Origin of the sequence: Rathayibacter sp. Leaf248 (assembly GCF_920939495.1) — a bacterium.
Classification (GTDB): domain Bacteria; phylum Actinomycetota; class Actinomycetes; order Actinomycetales; family Microbacteriaceae; genus Rathayibacter; species Rathayibacter caricis.
The window spans coordinates 2,657,896-2,673,273 of record NZ_CAKLAV010000001.1; the positions used below are offsets into that span (position 1 = coordinate 2,657,896).

Genomic DNA, 15,378 nt, shown 5'->3' on the forward strand with positions numbered 1-15,378 from the left:
GAGAAACCGCGGGTCAGACCACGACGTCCGGCGGGAACTCCGACTCGAGGGGCTCGCCCGACAGCAGCTCGTGCACGCCGCTGAGCACCTCGTCGGGGCGGAACGGGTAGCGCTCGATCTCGGCGGCGTCGCTGATCCCGGTCATCACGAGCACCGTGTGCAGGCCCGCCTCGATGCCGGCGACGATGTCGGTGTCCATCCGGTCGCCGATCATGCCGGTGTTCTCGCTGTGCGCACCGATCTTGTTCATCGCCGAGCGGAACATCATCGGGTTCGGCTTGCCGACGACGTACGGGTCCTTGCCGGTGGCCTTGGTGATCAGCGCGGCGATCGCTCCCGTCGCGGGCATGACGCCCTCGGAGCTCGGCCCGGTCGCATCCGGGTTCGTCACGATGAACCGGGCCCCGCCGATGATCAGGCGGATCGCCTTCGTGATCGCCTCGAAGCTGTAGTTGCGGGTCTCGCCGACGACGACGTAGTCGGGGGAGGTCTCGGTCATGATGAAGCCGGCCTCGTGGAGCGCGGTCGTGATGCCCGCCTCCCCGATCACGAACGCACTGCCGCCGGGCATCTGCGAGGCGCAGAAGTCGGCGGTGGCGAGCGCGCTCGTCCAGATGCGCTCCTCCGGCACGTGCAGCCCCGAGGCGCGCAGGCGCGCGGCCAGGTCGCGCGGAGTGAAGATCGAGTTGTTGGTGAGCACCAGGAACGGGACGCCCGCGTCGGTCCACTCCTGGATCAGCTCGGGCGCGCCGGGGAGCGCCTTGTTCTCGTGCACGAGCACGCCGTCCATGTCGGTGAGCCAGGCCTCGACCTCGCCGCGATGTGCTGCCATGCCCCCGATGCTATCTCCGGCGCCAGCGTCTGAGCCGTCTCGGCGTCACCCGATCAGGGACGGCTGCAGATCGCGCAGGGTGCGGAACCGCGTCATGCGGACCACTCCGATCGCCGCGAGGGCCAGACCGCCGACCAGCCAGCAGAGCAGCACGAGGGAGTCGTGCAGCGCCGCGCCGCCGTCGCCGCCGTACATCAGCTGCCGCACGGCGTCGGTGGCGAAGCCCATCGGCAGCACGTGGTGCAGCGCGGCGAGCTGCCCGGGGAGGGTCTGCCAGGGGAACGTGCCGCCCGCAGTCACGAGCTGCACCACCATCAGCACCAGGCCGAGGAACTGTCCGACGCTCCCCAGCCAGACGTTGAGGGCCAGGATCATCGCGGCGAACGTCAGCGAGGCGAGGGCCATCACCCCGTAGACGCCGAGCGGCGAGGCGACGTCGAAGCCGAGGGCGAGCGAGATGATCGCGAACAGCCCGGCCATCTGGACCACTCCGAGCAGGCCCGGGGTCAGCCAGCCGGCGAGGGTGATCCGGAGGGGCGAGTGCAGCGCGGTGATCGCGCGGCGCGAGACCGGCTTCACGATCAGGAACAGGGCGTAGATGCCGATCCAGCCGGCGAGGCTCGCGAAGAACGGAGCCAGCCCGGCGCCGTACGTGCCGGCCGAGGCGACCTCGCTCCTGTCCACGGCCACCGGGTCGGCGATGGCGGAGGCCTGCGCCGCCTGCTGCTCGGCCGAGCGGTCGGGGATCGCGACGACGCCGTCCTCGAGGCCGTCACGGAGCGTGGTGGCGCCGGTGGTGAGGTCGCCGAGCCCGGTGGTGAGGTCGCCGAGTCCGTCGCGCAGGGCCGTCGAGCCGTCGAGGAGGGAGGAGGCGCCGTCGCGGACGGTCGCGGCCCCGTCGGCGGCGGACTGCGCCCCGTCGGCGGCGGTGGCGGCTCCGCTCGTCAGCTGCGACGAGCCGTCGGCCGCGCTCGCGATGCCCGCGGCGAGGGCCGGAGTCGCGTCGGCGAGGGCCTGCGCGCCGGTCGCGACCTGCGTCGCTCCTCCGGCGAGCCGGTCGATCAGCGCGACCTGGCCCTGCGCCTGCGCGTTCGCGGCCAGGGTGTCGTCGCCGAGCGGATCCAGCAGCGCGAGCACCTCCGCGATGCGCGCGGGATCCAGTCCAGACTCCTGCAGGCTCGCCTCGATGTCGCCGCGGATCACGGGGACGCTGTCGGCCACCTGCTGGGAGGCGGCGCCCACGGCGTCGGCCTGCGCGGCGAGGGCGGAATCGCCCGCGGCGACCTGCGCGGCGCCCTCGGCGAGGGTCGCGGTCTGCGCGGGTAGATCGGCCGTGGCGCCGCGCAGCTGCTGCAGGCCCGCGTCGAGCGTGCCGCTCCCGTCGGCGAGCTGCTGCACTCCGCCGGCCACCTGCGCGGTGCCGTCGGCGAGCGAGGACGCTCCGTCGGAGAGCTGCGCGGCCCCGTCGGCGAGGGTGCCGGCGCCGTCCTGCGCGGAGGCGGCTCCGCTCGAGAGGGTCGTCGCGCCGTCGACGAGCTGCGAGCCGCCGTCGACCGCCGTCGAGAGGTCGCCGCGGATCGTCGCGAGGCCCACGAGGAACTGGGCGGCCGCCTCCTCGTCGACCTTCTCGACGATGGAGGCGCGCAGCGTCTTCGCGGCCTGCTCGCCGATCGTGCTCGCGAGGTAGCTCGTGGCGTCGTTGGTGGTGAGGACGACGCTGGCGCGGTAGGGCGCGTCGCTGCCGCTCGAGGCGAGGGCGGCCGAGAAGTCCGCAGGCAGGGTGACGCTGAAGTCGTAGGTGCCGTCGTCGACTCCGGAGGCGGCCTCGGTCGACGAGACGCGGTGCCAATCGAACGCGTGGTCCTCGAGGAGCTGGTCGGCGACCTCGTCGCCCGTGTTCGTGGCGGTGCCGTCGTCGGCGGTCGTGCCGGCGTCGTCGACGACCAGGGCCACCGGGACGTCGGGCAGCTTCGCGTACGGGTCCTGGTTGGCCCAGAGGTACAGGCCGCCGTAGAGGATCGGCACGAGCATCAGCGCGATCAGCGCGAGGCGGGCCATCGGGGTGGCGGTGAGGCGGCGCAACTCCGCCTGGATCATCTGGGGGACGCGGATTCTCATGAGCGGGTGTCGTCGATCGGGTCGGGGGTGGTGCCGGGGAAGTGCGAGGGGGCGAGGGCGCGGTGGAGAGCGCCGGCGGTCTCCTCCTCGACGCCGTCCTCGAGGGTCGCGAGGGCGGTGGGCGGTGCGGGGTCGAACTGCGTGCGGAGGAGATCCGTCGCGGCGATGGCCGAAGCGGAGGCGGTGCCCGCGATCACGAGGACGGCCGGCCCGCGCGCGGCGAGCTCCTTGGCGAGCGCCCACCACGCGGCGGGGTCGCCGCCGTGGCGGTCGGGCGAGACGATCACGAGCGCCTCCACCCCCTCGCGCAGCAGCGCGAGCTCGGCGAGCACGCGGACGCGCTCGAGCGCGGGGAGCTCGGACACCGGTCGGCGCGCGAGGTCGGCGACGCCGAGCGCCTCGAGCGCGCGCGAGACGGCGCGCGGGTGCGAGGAGCGTCCGGCGAAGACGAGCTCCTCGGAAGCCATTCCGGCGAGGGTCACGTCGGGGGCGGGCTCGCTGACCGCCGGGGCGTCGACCAGGGCGACCGCGGCGCGCATCCGCTTCGGGTCCTCGGCTCCGTCGACGGTGATGCGCCCGCTGTCGGGGCGCATCCGCCCGCTCGCGAGGAGGCCGAGGACCGTGGGGCGCTGCTCCGTCTCGGTGAGGGCGAGGGTCGCCGATCCGCTCGAGAACGTCAGCGAGACGGCCGGGAGCGCTCCGCCCTTGGCGACGTCGTGCAGCTCGATCCTCACGAGCGGGCCTCCTCGGCGGCGACCCGGGCGGCGAGCGCGTCGGCGTCGGTCCAACCGAAGCCCGCGATCGCGAGGACGTCGACCATGACGAGGCGCTCGGCCTCCGCCTCGCCGAGATCGGAGTCGGCGGCCTCGTCGAGCACCGCGATCGCCGCGTCCTCGACGAGTCGCGCCAGGCGACCGGCGTCGAGATCGGGGCGGAAACGGCCGGAGGCGATGCCGCGGGCGGCGGTCTCGCGCAGCTGGGCGCGCACGGGCTCGAGCGTCTGGGCGACGAGCTCGGCGAAGGGGGAGCGCAGGGCGGAGCGGGCGGGGACGCGGATCGACTCGACCTCGCGCCACATCCGCGAGCCGATCAGCGCGAGCTCGCACGCCGGGTCCTCGTGCCGCACCGGAGCGAGGACCGCGGCGATCCGCGCGGCTCCCTCGCGGAACACGGTGGTGAGGAGCTCCTCGCGGGAGGAGAAGTGGCCGTAGACGGTGCGGCGCGTCACTCCGGCCTCGCTCGCGATCGCCTCGAGCGAGGCGTCGGAGTCGGTGCGGAGGAGGGTCCGCGCGGCGAGGAGGATCGCGGCGCGGTTGTCGGCCGCATCGCGTCGGGGTGCTCTGCTCGTGGTCACCCGTCCATCGTACGAAGTTGCACACTACTGTGCAAGATCAAGTGGCCTCCACGGTGACGCCCCAGGAGGACGGGGTTAGCCTGAAGACATGAACGGCGAGAACCTGCTGGGCCCCGAACCGACCCTCCTCCCCGAGGACCCCGCGGTCACCGCGGCCCTCGCGAAGCACGCGACCCCGGGAGCCGTCGAATTCGCCGCCCTCGCCGCCGCCCACCCGCGCTCCCCGCTGGCCTGGGCACTCCTCGCCGACAGCGTCTGGGGCATCGACGCGGCCCTGCCGTCCTACGCCTACGCCCGCGTCGGCTACCACCGCGGCCTCGACCTCCTCCGCACCGCCGGCTGGCGCGGACAAGGCCCCATCCCCTGGCGCCACGGCCCCAACCGCGGCTTCCTCCTCGCCCTCTACGCCCTCCGCCGCGCCGCCGAATCGATCGGCGAGACCGACGAGGTCCAGCGCCTCACCACCTTCCTCCAGCAGGCCGACCCGGCCGCCATCCCCGAGATCGAGCGGTACCACGAGGACGCGTTACCCCCCACCGCCGCCATAGTCATCCTCGGCGAGGACTGATCGGCGCCCGGTCACGGCGCTCGCGGCGTTGTCGTCGGTCGCCGTAGCTCCCGCTACGACTCCCTCCTCCGCCTTGCGATCACCGCAACCGGACGCCGATCAGCCACCTTCTGGAGAGCGGGAGGCGCCGTGCCTGCGGCACGAGCGGGAGGTGCCGTGCCTGCGGCACGAGCGGGAGGTGCCGTGCCTGCGGCACGAGCGGGAGGTGCCGTGCCTGCGGCACGAGCGGGAGGTGCCGTGCCTGCGGCACGAGCGGGGCGGGACGGCGAGCCGCCCCTTGCTGGTCGAGTAGCCGCGGAGCGGCGTATCGAGACCCACGTCTTCCGGACGGGACGCTGCAGCCTCGCGAGTAAGGCTGGACGCGACGACGCGGACGGATTCCGGCCGATCGTCGTGCTCAGCCTCAGCTGTGCAGGCCTCGTCCGTGAGACCTGACCGACGCGGGCCCTCAGCGGCGGCGGAGGGACGCGGCGGTGGCCAGGGTCAGGAGGGCGCCGAGGGCGGCGGAGGCGGCGGTGACGGTGAAGCCGGACTGGGGGCCGAGGGACTCGACGGCGAGGCCGCTGAGGGAGGAGCCGGCGGTCACTCCGATCGCGAGGCCGGTGGGGGGCCAGGCCAGGGCCTCGGTGAGGCGGGCGCGGGGGGAGATCGTCTCGACGAGGCTCGAGCCGGTGATGAGGAGCGGGGAGGTCGCGAGGCCCGCGAGGAACGCGAGCACGGCGAGGACGGGCAGGGAGCCCGAGAAGACCAGCACGGGCACGACGACGCCGAACGCGACACCCGCGACGACGAAGCGCGAGAGCGGGCTGCCGGGCAAGTGCGCGGCGCCGACGACGACTCCGGTGAGCACGCTGCCGATGCTGTAGACCGACAGCAGGAGGCCCGACGCGGCATCCGCACCGGCGGCCTCCGCCGTCGCGATCGCGGCCACGTTGAACGAGCCGAAGACGCCTCCGATCGTCGCGAACACGGCGACCACCCCGATCAGTGCCGCGGGCAGGCGCACGGGCACCGCCCTGCCTGCGGGGGAGCGCACCGCGAGCGGGGGCTGCGTCCGCACCTGCGCGAGCAGCGAGCCGCTCCCGATCACTCCGATCGCGAGGCCCACGAGCACGCCCGCCGCCGGATGCACGAGGGAGGCGAGCAGGGTCACGACCGGCGGAGCGACGACGAACGCCGCCTCGTCGGCCACCGATTCGACCGAGTAGGCGGTGTGCCGCAGCCCGGGGTCCGACGTCGCGGCGCTCCACCGCGAGCGCACGGCAGAGCCGATATCGATCACGGCGAGTCCGGCGAGGACCGCGAGGGCGAACCAGCTCCAGACCGGCGCGCCGAGCAGCACGGCGGCGACGAGTCCGAGCGACGCCGCGACGAGCACCGGGAGCGACAGGGCGAGTGCGCGCCGCTGTCCCCAGCGGTCCATCACCCGCGACCAGACCGGCCCCGCGGCGGCCAGCGAGAGCGTCAGCGTGCCCGAGACGGCTCCGCCGAGCGCGTAGCTGCCCGAGACCTCGGTGACGAGCACCAGCACGCCGATCGCGAGGCTGCCCTTGGGGAACCGTCCGAACCAGCCCGAGGAGGAGAACGCGAGCGATCCGGGCACCGCGAACGCGCGGGAGTACCGCCCGGCGGCGCGTCCGAGCGCCGATCGCGGCGCGGCCGCAGGGCTCGGGGAGGAGGGTGCCGGGGAGTCAGGCATGCGGGTTCCGATTCCGGCCGACCGAAAGCGGAGGCGCTCCGCTGGCTGCTCGATCGACCCGGCGAGTCTACCGACCGGCCCGATCGCGGGATGCGCCCGTGCGTCGCCCGCGGCACACTGGCTCCGTGGATCCCGACGCGCTCGAGCAGCTGCTGACCGACCTCCCCGGAGCGGAGCCCGGCTTCCCGTTCGGCCCCGGCACGCGGGTGTGGAAGGTCGGCGGCAAGGTGTTCGCGCTCGAGTCCGAGCTGCGCGGCCGCGCCTGCATCAGCGTGAAGGCGCTGCCCGAGAACGTGGTGCACCTCGTCGCGGGGGTCGACGGCGTGGATCCGGGGTACCACCTCAACAAGACGCACTGGGTCACGGTCGACCTCGCCCGCGTCGATCCGGGCCTGGCCGCCGAGCTGGTGCAGGAGTCGCTCGCGATCATCGTCGCGAAGCTGCCGCGCCGCGTCCGGCTGTCCCTCGACGGCACCTCGAGCGGCTCGCTGTCCGAGGACGGCTGACGCGCTGTTGCGCCGTGTGACGCCCTCGGATGCGGGACTCCGAGTGCGCGCCTACCGTGGCGGGGACCACCCCACGAGAGGACGCGCCATGCCACCCCGCACCCGCCTGCAGACGACGGTCGACACCGCCTGCGAGCGCGGCGCGATGTGCGTGCACGACCGGGCCGGCCACGGACTCGGCGCACTGCAGCTGCGGCTGGCGCGCGCCACTCCGCAGGGCCGGGTCGACGCGATCGTCGCCTCGGTCGACGACGAGGGCTGGATCGAGCTCGTGCTCTGGGAGTCGGGCGCGACCGAGCGCGTCTGGCATCATGCCGCGACGGCGCTCGCCGCGGGTGCTCCGGTGTCGTTCCACGCGCGCTACGGCGTGCTGACGGCTGGCGCGCAGCAGATCAGCGTCGCCCGCGGCTAGGGCCTGGTGAACAAGAGATCGCCGTCGCGAGCACGGCCTGATCGTGCGAGCTGCAAGGAGGGAAGCGAAGGCCACTGCGGGCAGTGGTCGAGATTCCCGACGCCGCAGATCGTGCGATCAGGACGAGCGGAGCACGCGAGATCGTGTTCACCAGGCCCTAGCGGAGCGACGGCCCGTCTCGCAGCGCCGGCCAGGCCGGCAGGGTCGCCAGCATCGCCTCGCACGCCGAGGCGCAGTCCTCGCAGGCCATCGCGCACAGACGGCAGGTCTCGCTCATCTCGGCGTGGGAGGAGCACTCGGCCATGCAGGCGCGGCACACGGCGATGCACGCCTCGAGCATCGGACGCAGCACGGCGGCGTCCATGCTCGCCGGCCGCATCATCATGCGCATCATCGCGAGGCAGACGTCGGCGCAGGTGGCACACATCGACGCGCACCGGCCCATGCCGTCCATCGACGACATCGCGTCGGAGCACATCGTGCAGGCCTGGAGGCAGGCGGAGCACGCGTCGATGCAGGCCTGCATCGCGGTCGTGTCCATCGTCGCGGCGTCGGCCATCGGCATGGCCTTCATCATCTCGTCCGTGCTCATGTCGCTACTCCCTCGGTCGGGGCGGTGCGGAGGCGCGTCCAGCGGGCGTCCGCGGTGGCTGCCTCCGATGCTAGGCCGGTCGGCTGCCCGCGTCACCCCTGCAGAGGCGCCCGCGTGACCCCGGCAGCGGCCCTCGCCCGGACGACGCGAGGCCCCCTGCCGGAGCAGAGGGCCCCGCGGAGCGGTCCGGATGCCGCGGATCAGATGCCGTACGACTCCAGGTACGCGGCGGTGTCGTGCCAGCCCTCGACCGCGAAGCACTCGACGCCCATGGCCTTGACCGGGTAGTCGTTGCCGTCGGGGTCGAGGCGGTCGCCGACGAAGATCATGTCGTCGAGCGGGATGCCGGTGAGCTCGGTGAGCTTGTTCATGCCGTAGGACTTGTCGATGCCCTTGCGGGTGATGTCGACCGAGGTGGAGCCGCCGGAGCGCACCTCGAGGTCGGGCAGCACGGCCTGGACGGCCTCGCGGAGGGTGTTCTTCTTCTCTCCGGTCGGGTCCCAGGCCTGCTTGACGGGCACGGGCGCGGCCTGGCCGAGGGCCGAGAACGTGATCTGCGACTCGCGGTCCTCGAGGATCGGGCCCCAGGTCTCGGACTCCCAGTAGCCGAGCTCCTTCGCCTTCTCCTCGACGGCGGCGAGGGCGCGGGACTTCTCGTCCTCGGTGAGGTTCTCGGCGTAGACCTGCGCCCAGTCGCCGTTCTCGAAGCGGTAGTACTGCGTGCCGCAGGTGGGCATGAGGTGGAGCTTGGCGAGCGCCTCGGGGTCGGCGCCCTCGAGGCGGTCGAGCACCTGCATCCGGAACTGGCCGATCTGCCCGCCCGAGATGATGCAGACCTCGGTCGCCTTCAGCAGGCGGACGAGGAGGTCGGCCATCGCCGGGTCGACGGGGGACTTCGAGGCGGCGAGGGTGTCGTCGAGGTCGAAGGCCATCAGGCGGGGCAGGGTGCTCATACTTCTCGTTTCACGGTCTGCGGACGGGGCGGTTACGAGGATACGGGGCGGCGCGGGAACGCGCGTCCGGCGGTCTCCGGAGCCGCTCGCGTGCGCGTCCGACGGGTCGGCGAGCGCAGACTGGGGGCATGCCCGCCTCTCCGTCCTCCTCTCGCGCAGCAGGCCGCTCCGTGCCCCGCACGATCGCCCGGATCCTCCTGGGTCTCGTGCTCGTCACCGCGGGGGTCGGCCACCTGACCTTCGCGCGGCAGTCCTTCCAGGCGCAGGTGCCGCCGTGGCTCCCGTTCGATCCCGACACCGTGGTCGTCGCGTCGGGGGTGGTCGAGATCGCGCTGGGGCTGGCGCTCGTGCTGCTGGCGCGGTGGCGGGTGGTCGTCGGAGTCGTGGTCGCGGCGTTCTTCGTGGCGGTGTTCCCGGGCAACGTCTCGCAGCTCGTCACCCGGACGTCGGCCTTCGGCCTCGAGACGGACGCCGCGCGGGCGATCCGGCTCGTCTTCCAGCCGCTGCTGGTGATCTGGGCGCTCTGGTCGACCGGGGCGTTCGCGGCCTGGCGCTCCCGGCGGCGCCGCGTCTGAGGTCGCGCGGGGCGGCTCAGCCGCCCGACCTCCGGGCGAGGTACGCCGCCTCGGTGCGGGTGGCCGCGCCGAGCTTGCGGAGGATGTTCGAGACGTGCACGCTCGCCGTCTTGACGCTGATGAAGAGCTCCTCGGCGATGGCGCGGTTGCCGAGCCCCTGCGCCACGAGCGCGAGGACCTGCCGCTCGCGGTCCGTCAACGGCTCGGTGCCGAGTGCGCCCGAGCCGGACGCGCCTCCGGAACCCGCCCCCGCGTCACGGCCGAGTCGGCGCTCGAAGCGGTCGACGGCGTCGACGAGGAGCCCCAGGCCGGCCCGCTCGGCCACGATCCGCGCCTCCTGCGCCTCCCGCTCGGCCTCGTCGCGCCGGCCGACGGCCGCCAGCGCCTCGGCGAGGCGGAGCCGCGAATAGGGGAGCAGGTGCACCTCCGCCGTGTCGGCCTCGTTCGCCCGGGCGGCGACCGCCCAGGCGCGGGGGTCGTCCCCCGTTCCCGAGGCGCCTCCCAGCTCCGCCTCGATCACGGCGATCAGGGCGGCGCCCGTCGGCCACCGGGCCGCCGTCGCGAGGATCTCGCGCAGCCGCGCCTCCGCGTCGATCCGCTCGCCCTGCGCGTCGAGGAGCACGACGCCCTCGCGACGCGCGGCGGCCACGATGCGGGCCACGACGACGAGCAGGAAGAGATCGGCGGAGGGGAGCGGCCGGTGCTCGGGACCGATCGCGTCGCGGACCTCGGCCCACGCGCCCGCGACGTCGCCGTTCTCGAGCGCGATCGCTCCGGCGACCTTCGCCAGGCCCACGAGCGAGAGCCGCTCGGTGCGCAGCTGACGGCTCAGCGGCTGCCGCCAGCGGGCCAGGAGGGACGCCGCCTGCGCCCGGTCCCCGCGCCAGAGGACCGTCCAGATCTTGCGGCGCTGGAGGTGGGCCGCGAACCCCAGCGGAGCGTCGAGCTCGAGCGCGCGGTCGAGCAGCTCCTCGGCGCGGCGCCACTCGCCGGTCGAGGCGAGGGCGTCGGCCGTGTTGGCCATCAGCATCGCGCCGAGCGTGCGCGCGACCCCGTGCCGACGGGCGTGCTCGGCGCCCTGCTCGCCCGCGGCCACCGCCTCGCGGAACCGCCCGAGGAGCGAGAGCGCGTCCGAGAGGTTGAGCCAGTAGCGCAGCCGAGCGGAGTCGTCCTCGCCCGCGAGCGCGCCGGCCAGCTCCAGCTGCTCCAGCCCCTCGTCGATCCGGCCGAGCTCGACGAGCGCCATGCCGCGGATGTTCGCCGCGACGCTCCGGCGCCCCTGCGACCCGACCGCCTCGGCCTCGGCGGCCGCCGCGTCGGCGACCGCGACCGCCTCGACGAGATCGGCCTCGAGCATCAGCCGGGCGGCCAGCTCGCCGAGGATCCGTGCGCGCAGGGCACTCGGCTCCCCGCCCTCGAGCAGGGCGAGCGCCTCGCGCAGCAGGGCGACGGAGCCGACCTGGCCGAGGTTCGCGAGGTAGGACGCTTTGTCGCGCAGGAGGGTCGCCCGGCAAGGGGCGCCCAGGCCCTCGATCGCCAGCGCCTCGTCGACCAGGGCGACCGCCCGCTCGCTCTCCCCCGCGTCGCGGAAGTGGTGCGCGGTCGAGCCGAGGAGCTCGGCCCGGTCGCGCCCGCGGGCCTCGGGCAGCACCTGCTCCCACAGCTCGAGCGCCCGCTCGCCCATGCGGGCGGCGAGCGCGTGGGCGAAGGAGGCGCGCGCGTGCGCCATGGCATCGAGCGAGGAGGCGAACGCCCGCTCGGCGTCGTGGGCGGCCATCCAGTGGTACGAGATCTCGGACGCGGCGGAGGGGCCCCGCGACTCGAGCGCCTCGGCGTAGCAGGTGTGCGCTCGCACCCGCTCGCCGGGCAGCAGCTCGTCGTGGATGGCGTCGCGCACGAGGGCGTGCCGGAAGCTGTAGCTGCTGCCGTCGACGACGAGCACCCCGCCGGCGATGGCCTCGCGCGCCGCGGTCTCGACCGAGTCGGCGTCGCCGTGCACCACCGTGATGAGGTCGTGCTCGACGCAGGTGCCGCCCGCCGAGAGCGTGCGCAGGATCTTCTGCGTCGGCTCGCTGAGCCCCTCGTACCGGGCGAGCAGGACGTCGCGCAGCGACTCGGGGTAGCACTCGGGCACCGTCGCCGCCTCGGCGCGCGCGAACTCCTCGACGAAGAAGGGCACCCCCTCCGTCCGCTCGACGACGAGCGCGAGATCGCGCGGAGCGACCGCGGCACCGCGGAGGGACGCGACCATCGCCTCGACGCCGCGACGGTCGAGCCGGGCGAGCTCGCGCCGCTGCACCCGGTCGCTCCGCTCGAGCTCGGGCAGCCAGGCGCGCAGGGGATCGCCGCGGCGCAGCTGATCGCTGCGGAAGGTGAGGACCACGAGGATCCGGCCGGCGGTCGCGACGCGCACGAGGAAGCGCAGCACTCCGAGCGTCGCCGGATCGACCCAGTGCAGGTCCTCCACGACCAGCACGATCGGACGCACGCGCGACGCCGCCTCGAGGGCGACGGTGACCGCTTCGAGGACGGGCGGGGCGGCCGCGGCCGGCTCGCCGCTCCCGGGCAGCTCGGGGAGCAGGATGCGCAGCCCCTCGACCGAGGCGCCCGCCAGCGCGGCGAGCTCCTCCGGCCCCACCACGCGCGCCAGTTCGCGCAGCGGCGCGGTGATCGGCGCGTAGGGAGGCGCGTCGCGGTCGAGATCGACGCACTGCCCACGGAGCACCAGGGCCTCGGGCGGCAGCCGCTGCACGAACTCGGCGACGAGCCTGCTCTTGCCGATGCCGGCCTCGCCGCCGACGACCACCGCGCGCGCACCCTGGACGAGCATCCGCTCGTAGGCGCGCCGCAGGGCCGCGAGGTCGTCGTCACGACCGACGAGGACGGACGGGGAGGGCGGGATCGGCATGGGAGTCATGGTGCCACCGGGCACGGACACCGGAGGGGCTCCGCGACGCGCGATGTCGGTTTCGCGCCGGTGCTCGACCGGAACGCGGCGGAGTCGTTCAGAGGCGGGCGGGACCGCGGCGGAGCACGGGCAGGAGGCGGCTGATCAGGGGCGGTCGGCAGGTCTCCGCAGCGCGCTCCCGGCGCAGCCGCTCGCGCTCGAGGTCCTGCGCGAGGCGGCGCTCGCGCTCCTCGAGCAGCGCGGGGAAGGAGTGGTCGCTCAGCATCATCTCGGTCCTCTCATCGGGCGTGAGAGGAGGCTCCCGCGGGAGTGCGCGGCGGCGCATCGGGCGATCGCCTCATCCGACGAGCGGAGGAGGAGCGCGGGCGCGGCTGGACGAGTCCCGCCCCGTGGATCCCGGGGCGCTGAGCGGTGCCACCCGGGTGGAACGTGCGTCCCGATCCGCGGAACGGCGGGGATCGGGAGGGATAGGGCGATCGCCCGATGCGGCCGGCGGGGTCTTACGCGGATCGTCGTGATCGGCGCAGAGAGCGCCCGAATGCGAAGGAGTTCGCCATGGTCTTCCTCATCGTCCTCGCCGCCCTGATCGTCTGGGCGATCGCCGCGGCCGTCGTCTCCGTCGTCCGCGACGGCTACGGTCCCCTGCCGACGTGGACGGGCACCGAGCGCATCGTCGCCCGCCGCTGAGGCGGCTCGGTACGCCGGCCTCACGTCCGGCCCGCAGAACGACGTCCGGCTCGCGGAATCAGGACGATTCCGCGAGCCGAACGCGATTCCACGAGCCGGAGGTGCTCCCGCGGAGGGAGCCCGCGGGGCGCGGCGCTCGCTACGCCGTGCGGCGGCGCCGCAGGATCGTCAGCGCCGCTCCCGAGAGCAGCAGCAGGAGCGCGGCGCCCGCGAAGCCGGCCGCGTCGGAGCCGGTGTGCGCGAGCGAGCCCGAGTTCCCGCCTCCGGCGACCGGCGCCGCCGTGGCCGTGGGCTGCGGCGACGGAGCGGCCGTGGGCTGCTCGGTCGGCGCGGGGGTGCCCGGCTCGGTCGGGGCGGGCGCGACGGGAGCCGCGACCGAGGTGAGCGACCAGTTCGCGTCGAAGAAGTCGGCCTGGTCGATCACTCCGCGCGCGGTCGCCCAGTCGATGAGCAGCTGGCGGATCTCGAGCCGCTCGTCGTAGACCAGCGGAGCCGCGGCGACGGCCGGATAGGCGCCTCCGCCGCTCTGACGGTAGTTGTTGACCGCCATCACGAACACGTCGTCGTCGGCGACCGGGGTGCCGTCGAGCAGGGCGAGATCACGGATGCGGGATCCCGCGGGCTGCGAGATGTCGATCACGTAGTCCAGGCCCGAGAGCGCGTCGTAGTTGTAGTCCGGGATGCCCGTCGGGCGGTCCTCGGTGATCGCGTTCGTTCCCGTGGCCGGGTCGAACGGTGCGCCGGGCGCGACCTGGTTGAAGTACCGGGCCGAGAACTCGAGGTACTCGCGCACCTCGGCACCGGTCATCTCCACTCCGCGCAGGGTGTTCTCGTAGATGTAGAGGCCCGCGATGTCGCGGATCGTGACCTGCCCCTTCGGGAAGACCGCGGTGCGCGAGAACGGCGACGCCTGCGAGATCACCGGGACGTCCGCCCACTCCGTACCCTCGAGCGCGGCGTCGACCGTCTCGGCCTGCACGGAGTTGATGAAGTCGATGATCGGGGTGTCCTCGTAGCGCGAGGTCTCGGCCGAGAGCTCCTCGACCGACTCCGCGACGGGGGTGTTCACGTAGTCGATGGTCGTCGTGTGCGCCTCGGCGAGCGCGTCGAGCACAGCGGTCGACTCCTCCGGGATGTCGCGCGCGTAGACGGCCTCGGCGACCGGCGCCTCGCCCGCCGACCAGTCGACCTGCAGGTCGCCGGCCGCATCGGGCACGAGGTTCAGCGTGACCTCGGTCAGGCCCTGCGCCCAGTAGTAGGGCTGAGTGACGAGCACCTGCTCGCCGGCGACGTTCGTGTAGAGCGTCTGCGGCACGTCCTGGTGGCTGTGCCCGGCGACGAGCACGTCGATGCCGGGGACCTGCGTCGCGATGTTGTTGACGACGTCCTCGTTGAGGTCGGCCGGGTCGTAGTCGGCGTCGGCGACGGTGCCCTGACCGGTGTGCGCGAGCACGACGACCACGTCGGCCTCGGCCTGCACCTTCGGCACCCACTCCTTCGCGGTCTCGACCATGTCGCGGAACTCGAGCACGCCGTCGACGTACTGCTTGTCCCAGACGCGGACGCCCGGGGTGACGAGGCCGAGGACGCCGACGGTGACGGTCTCGCCGTCGATCTCGCGCTCGATCAGCGTGTAGGGCTCGTGGTACGGCTCGCCGGTGGCGACGTCGACGACGTTCGCGCCCAGCAGCGGGGCGTTCAGATCGCCCTCGTAGGAGCTGAGCATGTCGAGGCCGTAGTTGTACTCGTGGTTGCCGACGACCTGCGCGTCGTAGCCGATCGTGTTGAACGCGGCGGCCATCGGATGCGTCGTCTCGCCCGCGAGGACGCCCGCGGCTCCGTCGCCCAGGCCGTAGTAGTAGGTGAGCGGGGTGCCCTGGATCGCGTCGCCGTTGTCGAAGACGAGGACGGACTCGTCGCCCTTCTCGGCGCGCAGGCGGTCGACCTCGGTCGCGACGCGCGTGAGGCCGAGGGTGTCCTCGCCCTCGTAGGGCGCGTTCGCGAAGTAGTCCCAGTTGTAGACGTGTCCGTGGGTGTCGGTCGTCGAGACGAGGGTGAGCTCGAGGCCGTCGTCGACGGTGGCCGCTGCCGCCGAGGGGGCGACGGTGGCCGCTCCGAGGGCGGCGACGACGAGGAGGCTGGCAGCGCGGTATCGGCGCATCGGTGTCCTGTTC

The 15,378-nt window shown here is 73.8% G+C and carries 15 protein-coding genes; 5 read left to right on the plus strand and 10 right to left on the minus strand.

From position 1 onward, the window contains the following. Nucleotides 1–13: 13 nt before the first annotated feature. From LRG51_RS12660 to LRG51_RS12675, 4 genes are read right to left on the minus strand one after another with little or no spacing between them, the layout of a single operon-like run. Nucleotides 14–832 (minus strand): HAD-IIA family hydrolase, encoded by an 819-nt coding sequence (locus LRG51_RS12660; RefSeq protein ID WP_077224455.1) that lies wholly within the window; start codon nt 830–832, stop codon nt 14–16. A gap of 45 nt (nt 833–877) precedes the next feature. Next, complete coding sequence (locus LRG51_RS12665) at nt 878–2,944, minus strand: YhgE/Pip domain-containing protein (protein WP_230673126.1); 2,067 nt, start codon at nt 2,942–2,944, stop codon at nt 878–880. Between the two features lie 2 nt (nt 2,945–2,946). Beyond that, entirely contained in the window at nt 2,947–3,684 is a 738-nt protein-coding gene (locus LRG51_RS12670; protein ID WP_230673006.1) for a hypothetical protein, read from the minus strand. Next, entirely contained in the window at nt 3,681–4,304 is a 624-nt protein-coding gene (locus LRG51_RS12675; protein ID WP_055794184.1) for a TetR/AcrR family transcriptional regulator, read from the minus strand. The genes LRG51_RS12670 and LRG51_RS12675 overlap by 4 nt, the downstream gene beginning before the upstream one ends. Nucleotides 4,305–4,392: 88 nt before the next feature. Between LRG51_RS12675 and LRG51_RS12680 the strand changes: the two genes are divergently transcribed. Further along, nucleotides 4,393–4,872, plus strand: a complete 480-nt coding sequence (locus LRG51_RS12680; protein WP_107573848.1) for a DUF3151 domain-containing protein — start codon at nt 4,393–4,395, stop codon at nt 4,870–4,872. A 448-nt stretch (nt 4,873–5,320) separates the two neighbouring features. Here the strand turns inward: LRG51_RS12680 and LRG51_RS12685 are convergent, their stop codons facing one another. Beyond that, nucleotides 5,321–6,571, minus strand: coding sequence for an MFS transporter (locus LRG51_RS12685; protein ID WP_230673007.1), 1,251 nt, complete (start codon nt 6,569–6,571; stop codon nt 5,321–5,323). A gap of 125 nt (nt 6,572–6,696) precedes the next feature. Here LRG51_RS12685 and LRG51_RS12690 point away from each other — a divergent pair, with 125 nt between their 5' ends. Next, nucleotides 6,697–7,077: an MmcQ/YjbR family DNA-binding protein gene (locus LRG51_RS12690; RefSeq protein ID WP_230673008.1), complete on the plus strand. Its 381-nt coding sequence runs from the start codon at nt 6,697–6,699 to the stop codon at nt 7,075–7,077. A gap of 88 nt (nt 7,078–7,165) precedes the next feature. Further along, entirely contained in the window at nt 7,166–7,489 is a 324-nt protein-coding gene (locus LRG51_RS12695; protein WP_230673010.1) for a hypothetical protein, read from the plus strand. A gap of 157 nt (nt 7,490–7,646) precedes the next feature. Here the strand turns inward: LRG51_RS12695 and LRG51_RS12700 are convergent, their stop codons facing one another. Both LRG51_RS12700 and LRG51_RS12705 read right to left on the minus strand, forming a co-directional pair. After that, the gene (locus LRG51_RS12700) at nt 7,647–8,081 is read right to left on the minus strand and encodes a hypothetical protein (RefSeq protein WP_230673012.1); all 435 of its coding nucleotides are present in this window, start codon (nt 8,079–8,081) and stop codon (nt 7,647–7,649) included. A gap of 200 nt (nt 8,082–8,281) precedes the next feature. Beyond that, the gene (locus LRG51_RS12705; RefSeq protein WP_230673013.1) at nt 8,282–9,034 is read right to left on the minus strand and encodes an HAD-IIB family hydrolase; all 753 of its coding nucleotides are present in this window, start codon (nt 9,032–9,034) and stop codon (nt 8,282–8,284) included. 128 nt (nt 9,035–9,162) lie between these two features. Here LRG51_RS12705 and LRG51_RS12710 point away from each other — a divergent pair, with 128 nt between their 5' ends. Continuing rightward, nucleotides 9,163–9,609: a DoxX family protein gene (locus LRG51_RS12710; RefSeq protein WP_230673015.1), complete on the plus strand. Its 447-nt coding sequence runs from the start codon at nt 9,163–9,165 to the stop codon at nt 9,607–9,609. 16 nt (nt 9,610–9,625) lie between these two features. Here the strand turns inward: LRG51_RS12710 and LRG51_RS12715 are convergent, their stop codons facing one another. Further along, complete coding sequence (locus LRG51_RS12715; protein ID WP_230673017.1) at nt 9,626–12,517, minus strand: ATP-binding protein; 2,892 nt, start codon at nt 12,515–12,517, stop codon at nt 9,626–9,628. A 97-nt stretch (nt 12,518–12,614) separates the two neighbouring features. Then, entirely contained in the window at nt 12,615–12,785 is a 171-nt protein-coding gene (locus LRG51_RS12720) for a hypothetical protein (protein ID WP_157603207.1), read from the minus strand. A gap of 287 nt (nt 12,786–13,072) precedes the next feature. On the opposite strand from LRG51_RS12720, the gene LRG51_RS19525 reads away from it, so the two are divergent. Beyond that, nucleotides 13,073–13,204, plus strand: coding sequence for a hypothetical protein (locus LRG51_RS19525; protein ID WP_268966587.1), 132 nt, complete (start codon nt 13,073–13,075; stop codon nt 13,202–13,204). 139 nt (nt 13,205–13,343) lie between these two features. Here the strand turns inward: LRG51_RS19525 and LRG51_RS12725 are convergent, their stop codons facing one another. After that, nucleotides 13,344–15,365 carry a bifunctional metallophosphatase/5'-nucleotidase gene (locus tag LRG51_RS12725; RefSeq protein ID WP_230673019.1) on the minus strand — a complete coding sequence of 674 codons (2,022 nt, stop codon included), beginning with the start codon at nt 15,363–15,365 and terminating at the stop codon, nt 13,344–13,346. Nucleotides 15,366–15,378: the final 13 nt, after the last annotated feature.

Excerpts from the sequence above, each read along its gene's own strand:
- LRG51_RS12680 (WP_107573848.1), top strand. The coding sequence starts at position 4,393 with ATGAACGGCGAGAACCTGCTGGGCCCCGAACCGACCCTCCTCCCCGAG.
- LRG51_RS12660 (WP_077224455.1), bottom strand. The coding sequence starts at position 832 with ATGGCAGCACATCGCGGCGAGGTCGAGGCCTGGCTCACCGACATGGAC.
- LRG51_RS12685 (WP_230673007.1), bottom strand. The coding sequence starts at position 6,571 with ATGCCTGACTCCCCGGCACCCTCCTCCCCGAGCCCTGCGGCCGCGCCG.
- LRG51_RS19525 (WP_268966587.1), top strand. The coding sequence starts at position 13,073 with ATGGTCTTCCTCATCGTCCTCGCCGCCCTGATCGTCTGGGCGATCGCC.
- LRG51_RS12695 (WP_230673010.1), top strand. The coding sequence starts at position 7,166 with ATGCCACCCCGCACCCGCCTGCAGACGACGGTCGACACCGCCTGCGAG.
- LRG51_RS12705 (WP_230673013.1), bottom strand. The coding sequence starts at position 9,034 with ATGAGCACCCTGCCCCGCCTGATGGCCTTCGACCTCGACGACACCCTC.
- LRG51_RS12700 (WP_230673012.1), bottom strand. The coding sequence starts at position 8,081 with ATGAGCACGGACGAGATGATGAAGGCCATGCCGATGGCCGACGCCGCG.
- LRG51_RS12715 (WP_230673017.1), bottom strand. The coding sequence starts at position 12,517 with ATGCCGATCCCGCCCTCCCCGTCCGTCCTCGTCGGTCGTGACGACGAC.
- LRG51_RS12710 (WP_230673015.1), top strand. The coding sequence starts at position 9,163 with ATGCCCGCCTCTCCGTCCTCCTCTCGCGCAGCAGGCCGCTCCGTGCCC.
- LRG51_RS12725 (WP_230673019.1), bottom strand. The coding sequence starts at position 15,365 with ATGCGCCGATACCGCGCTGCCAGCCTCCTCGTCGTCGCCGCCCTCGGA.
- LRG51_RS12720 (WP_157603207.1), bottom strand. The coding sequence starts at position 12,785 with ATGATGCTGAGCGACCACTCCTTCCCCGCGCTGCTCGAGGAGCGCGAG.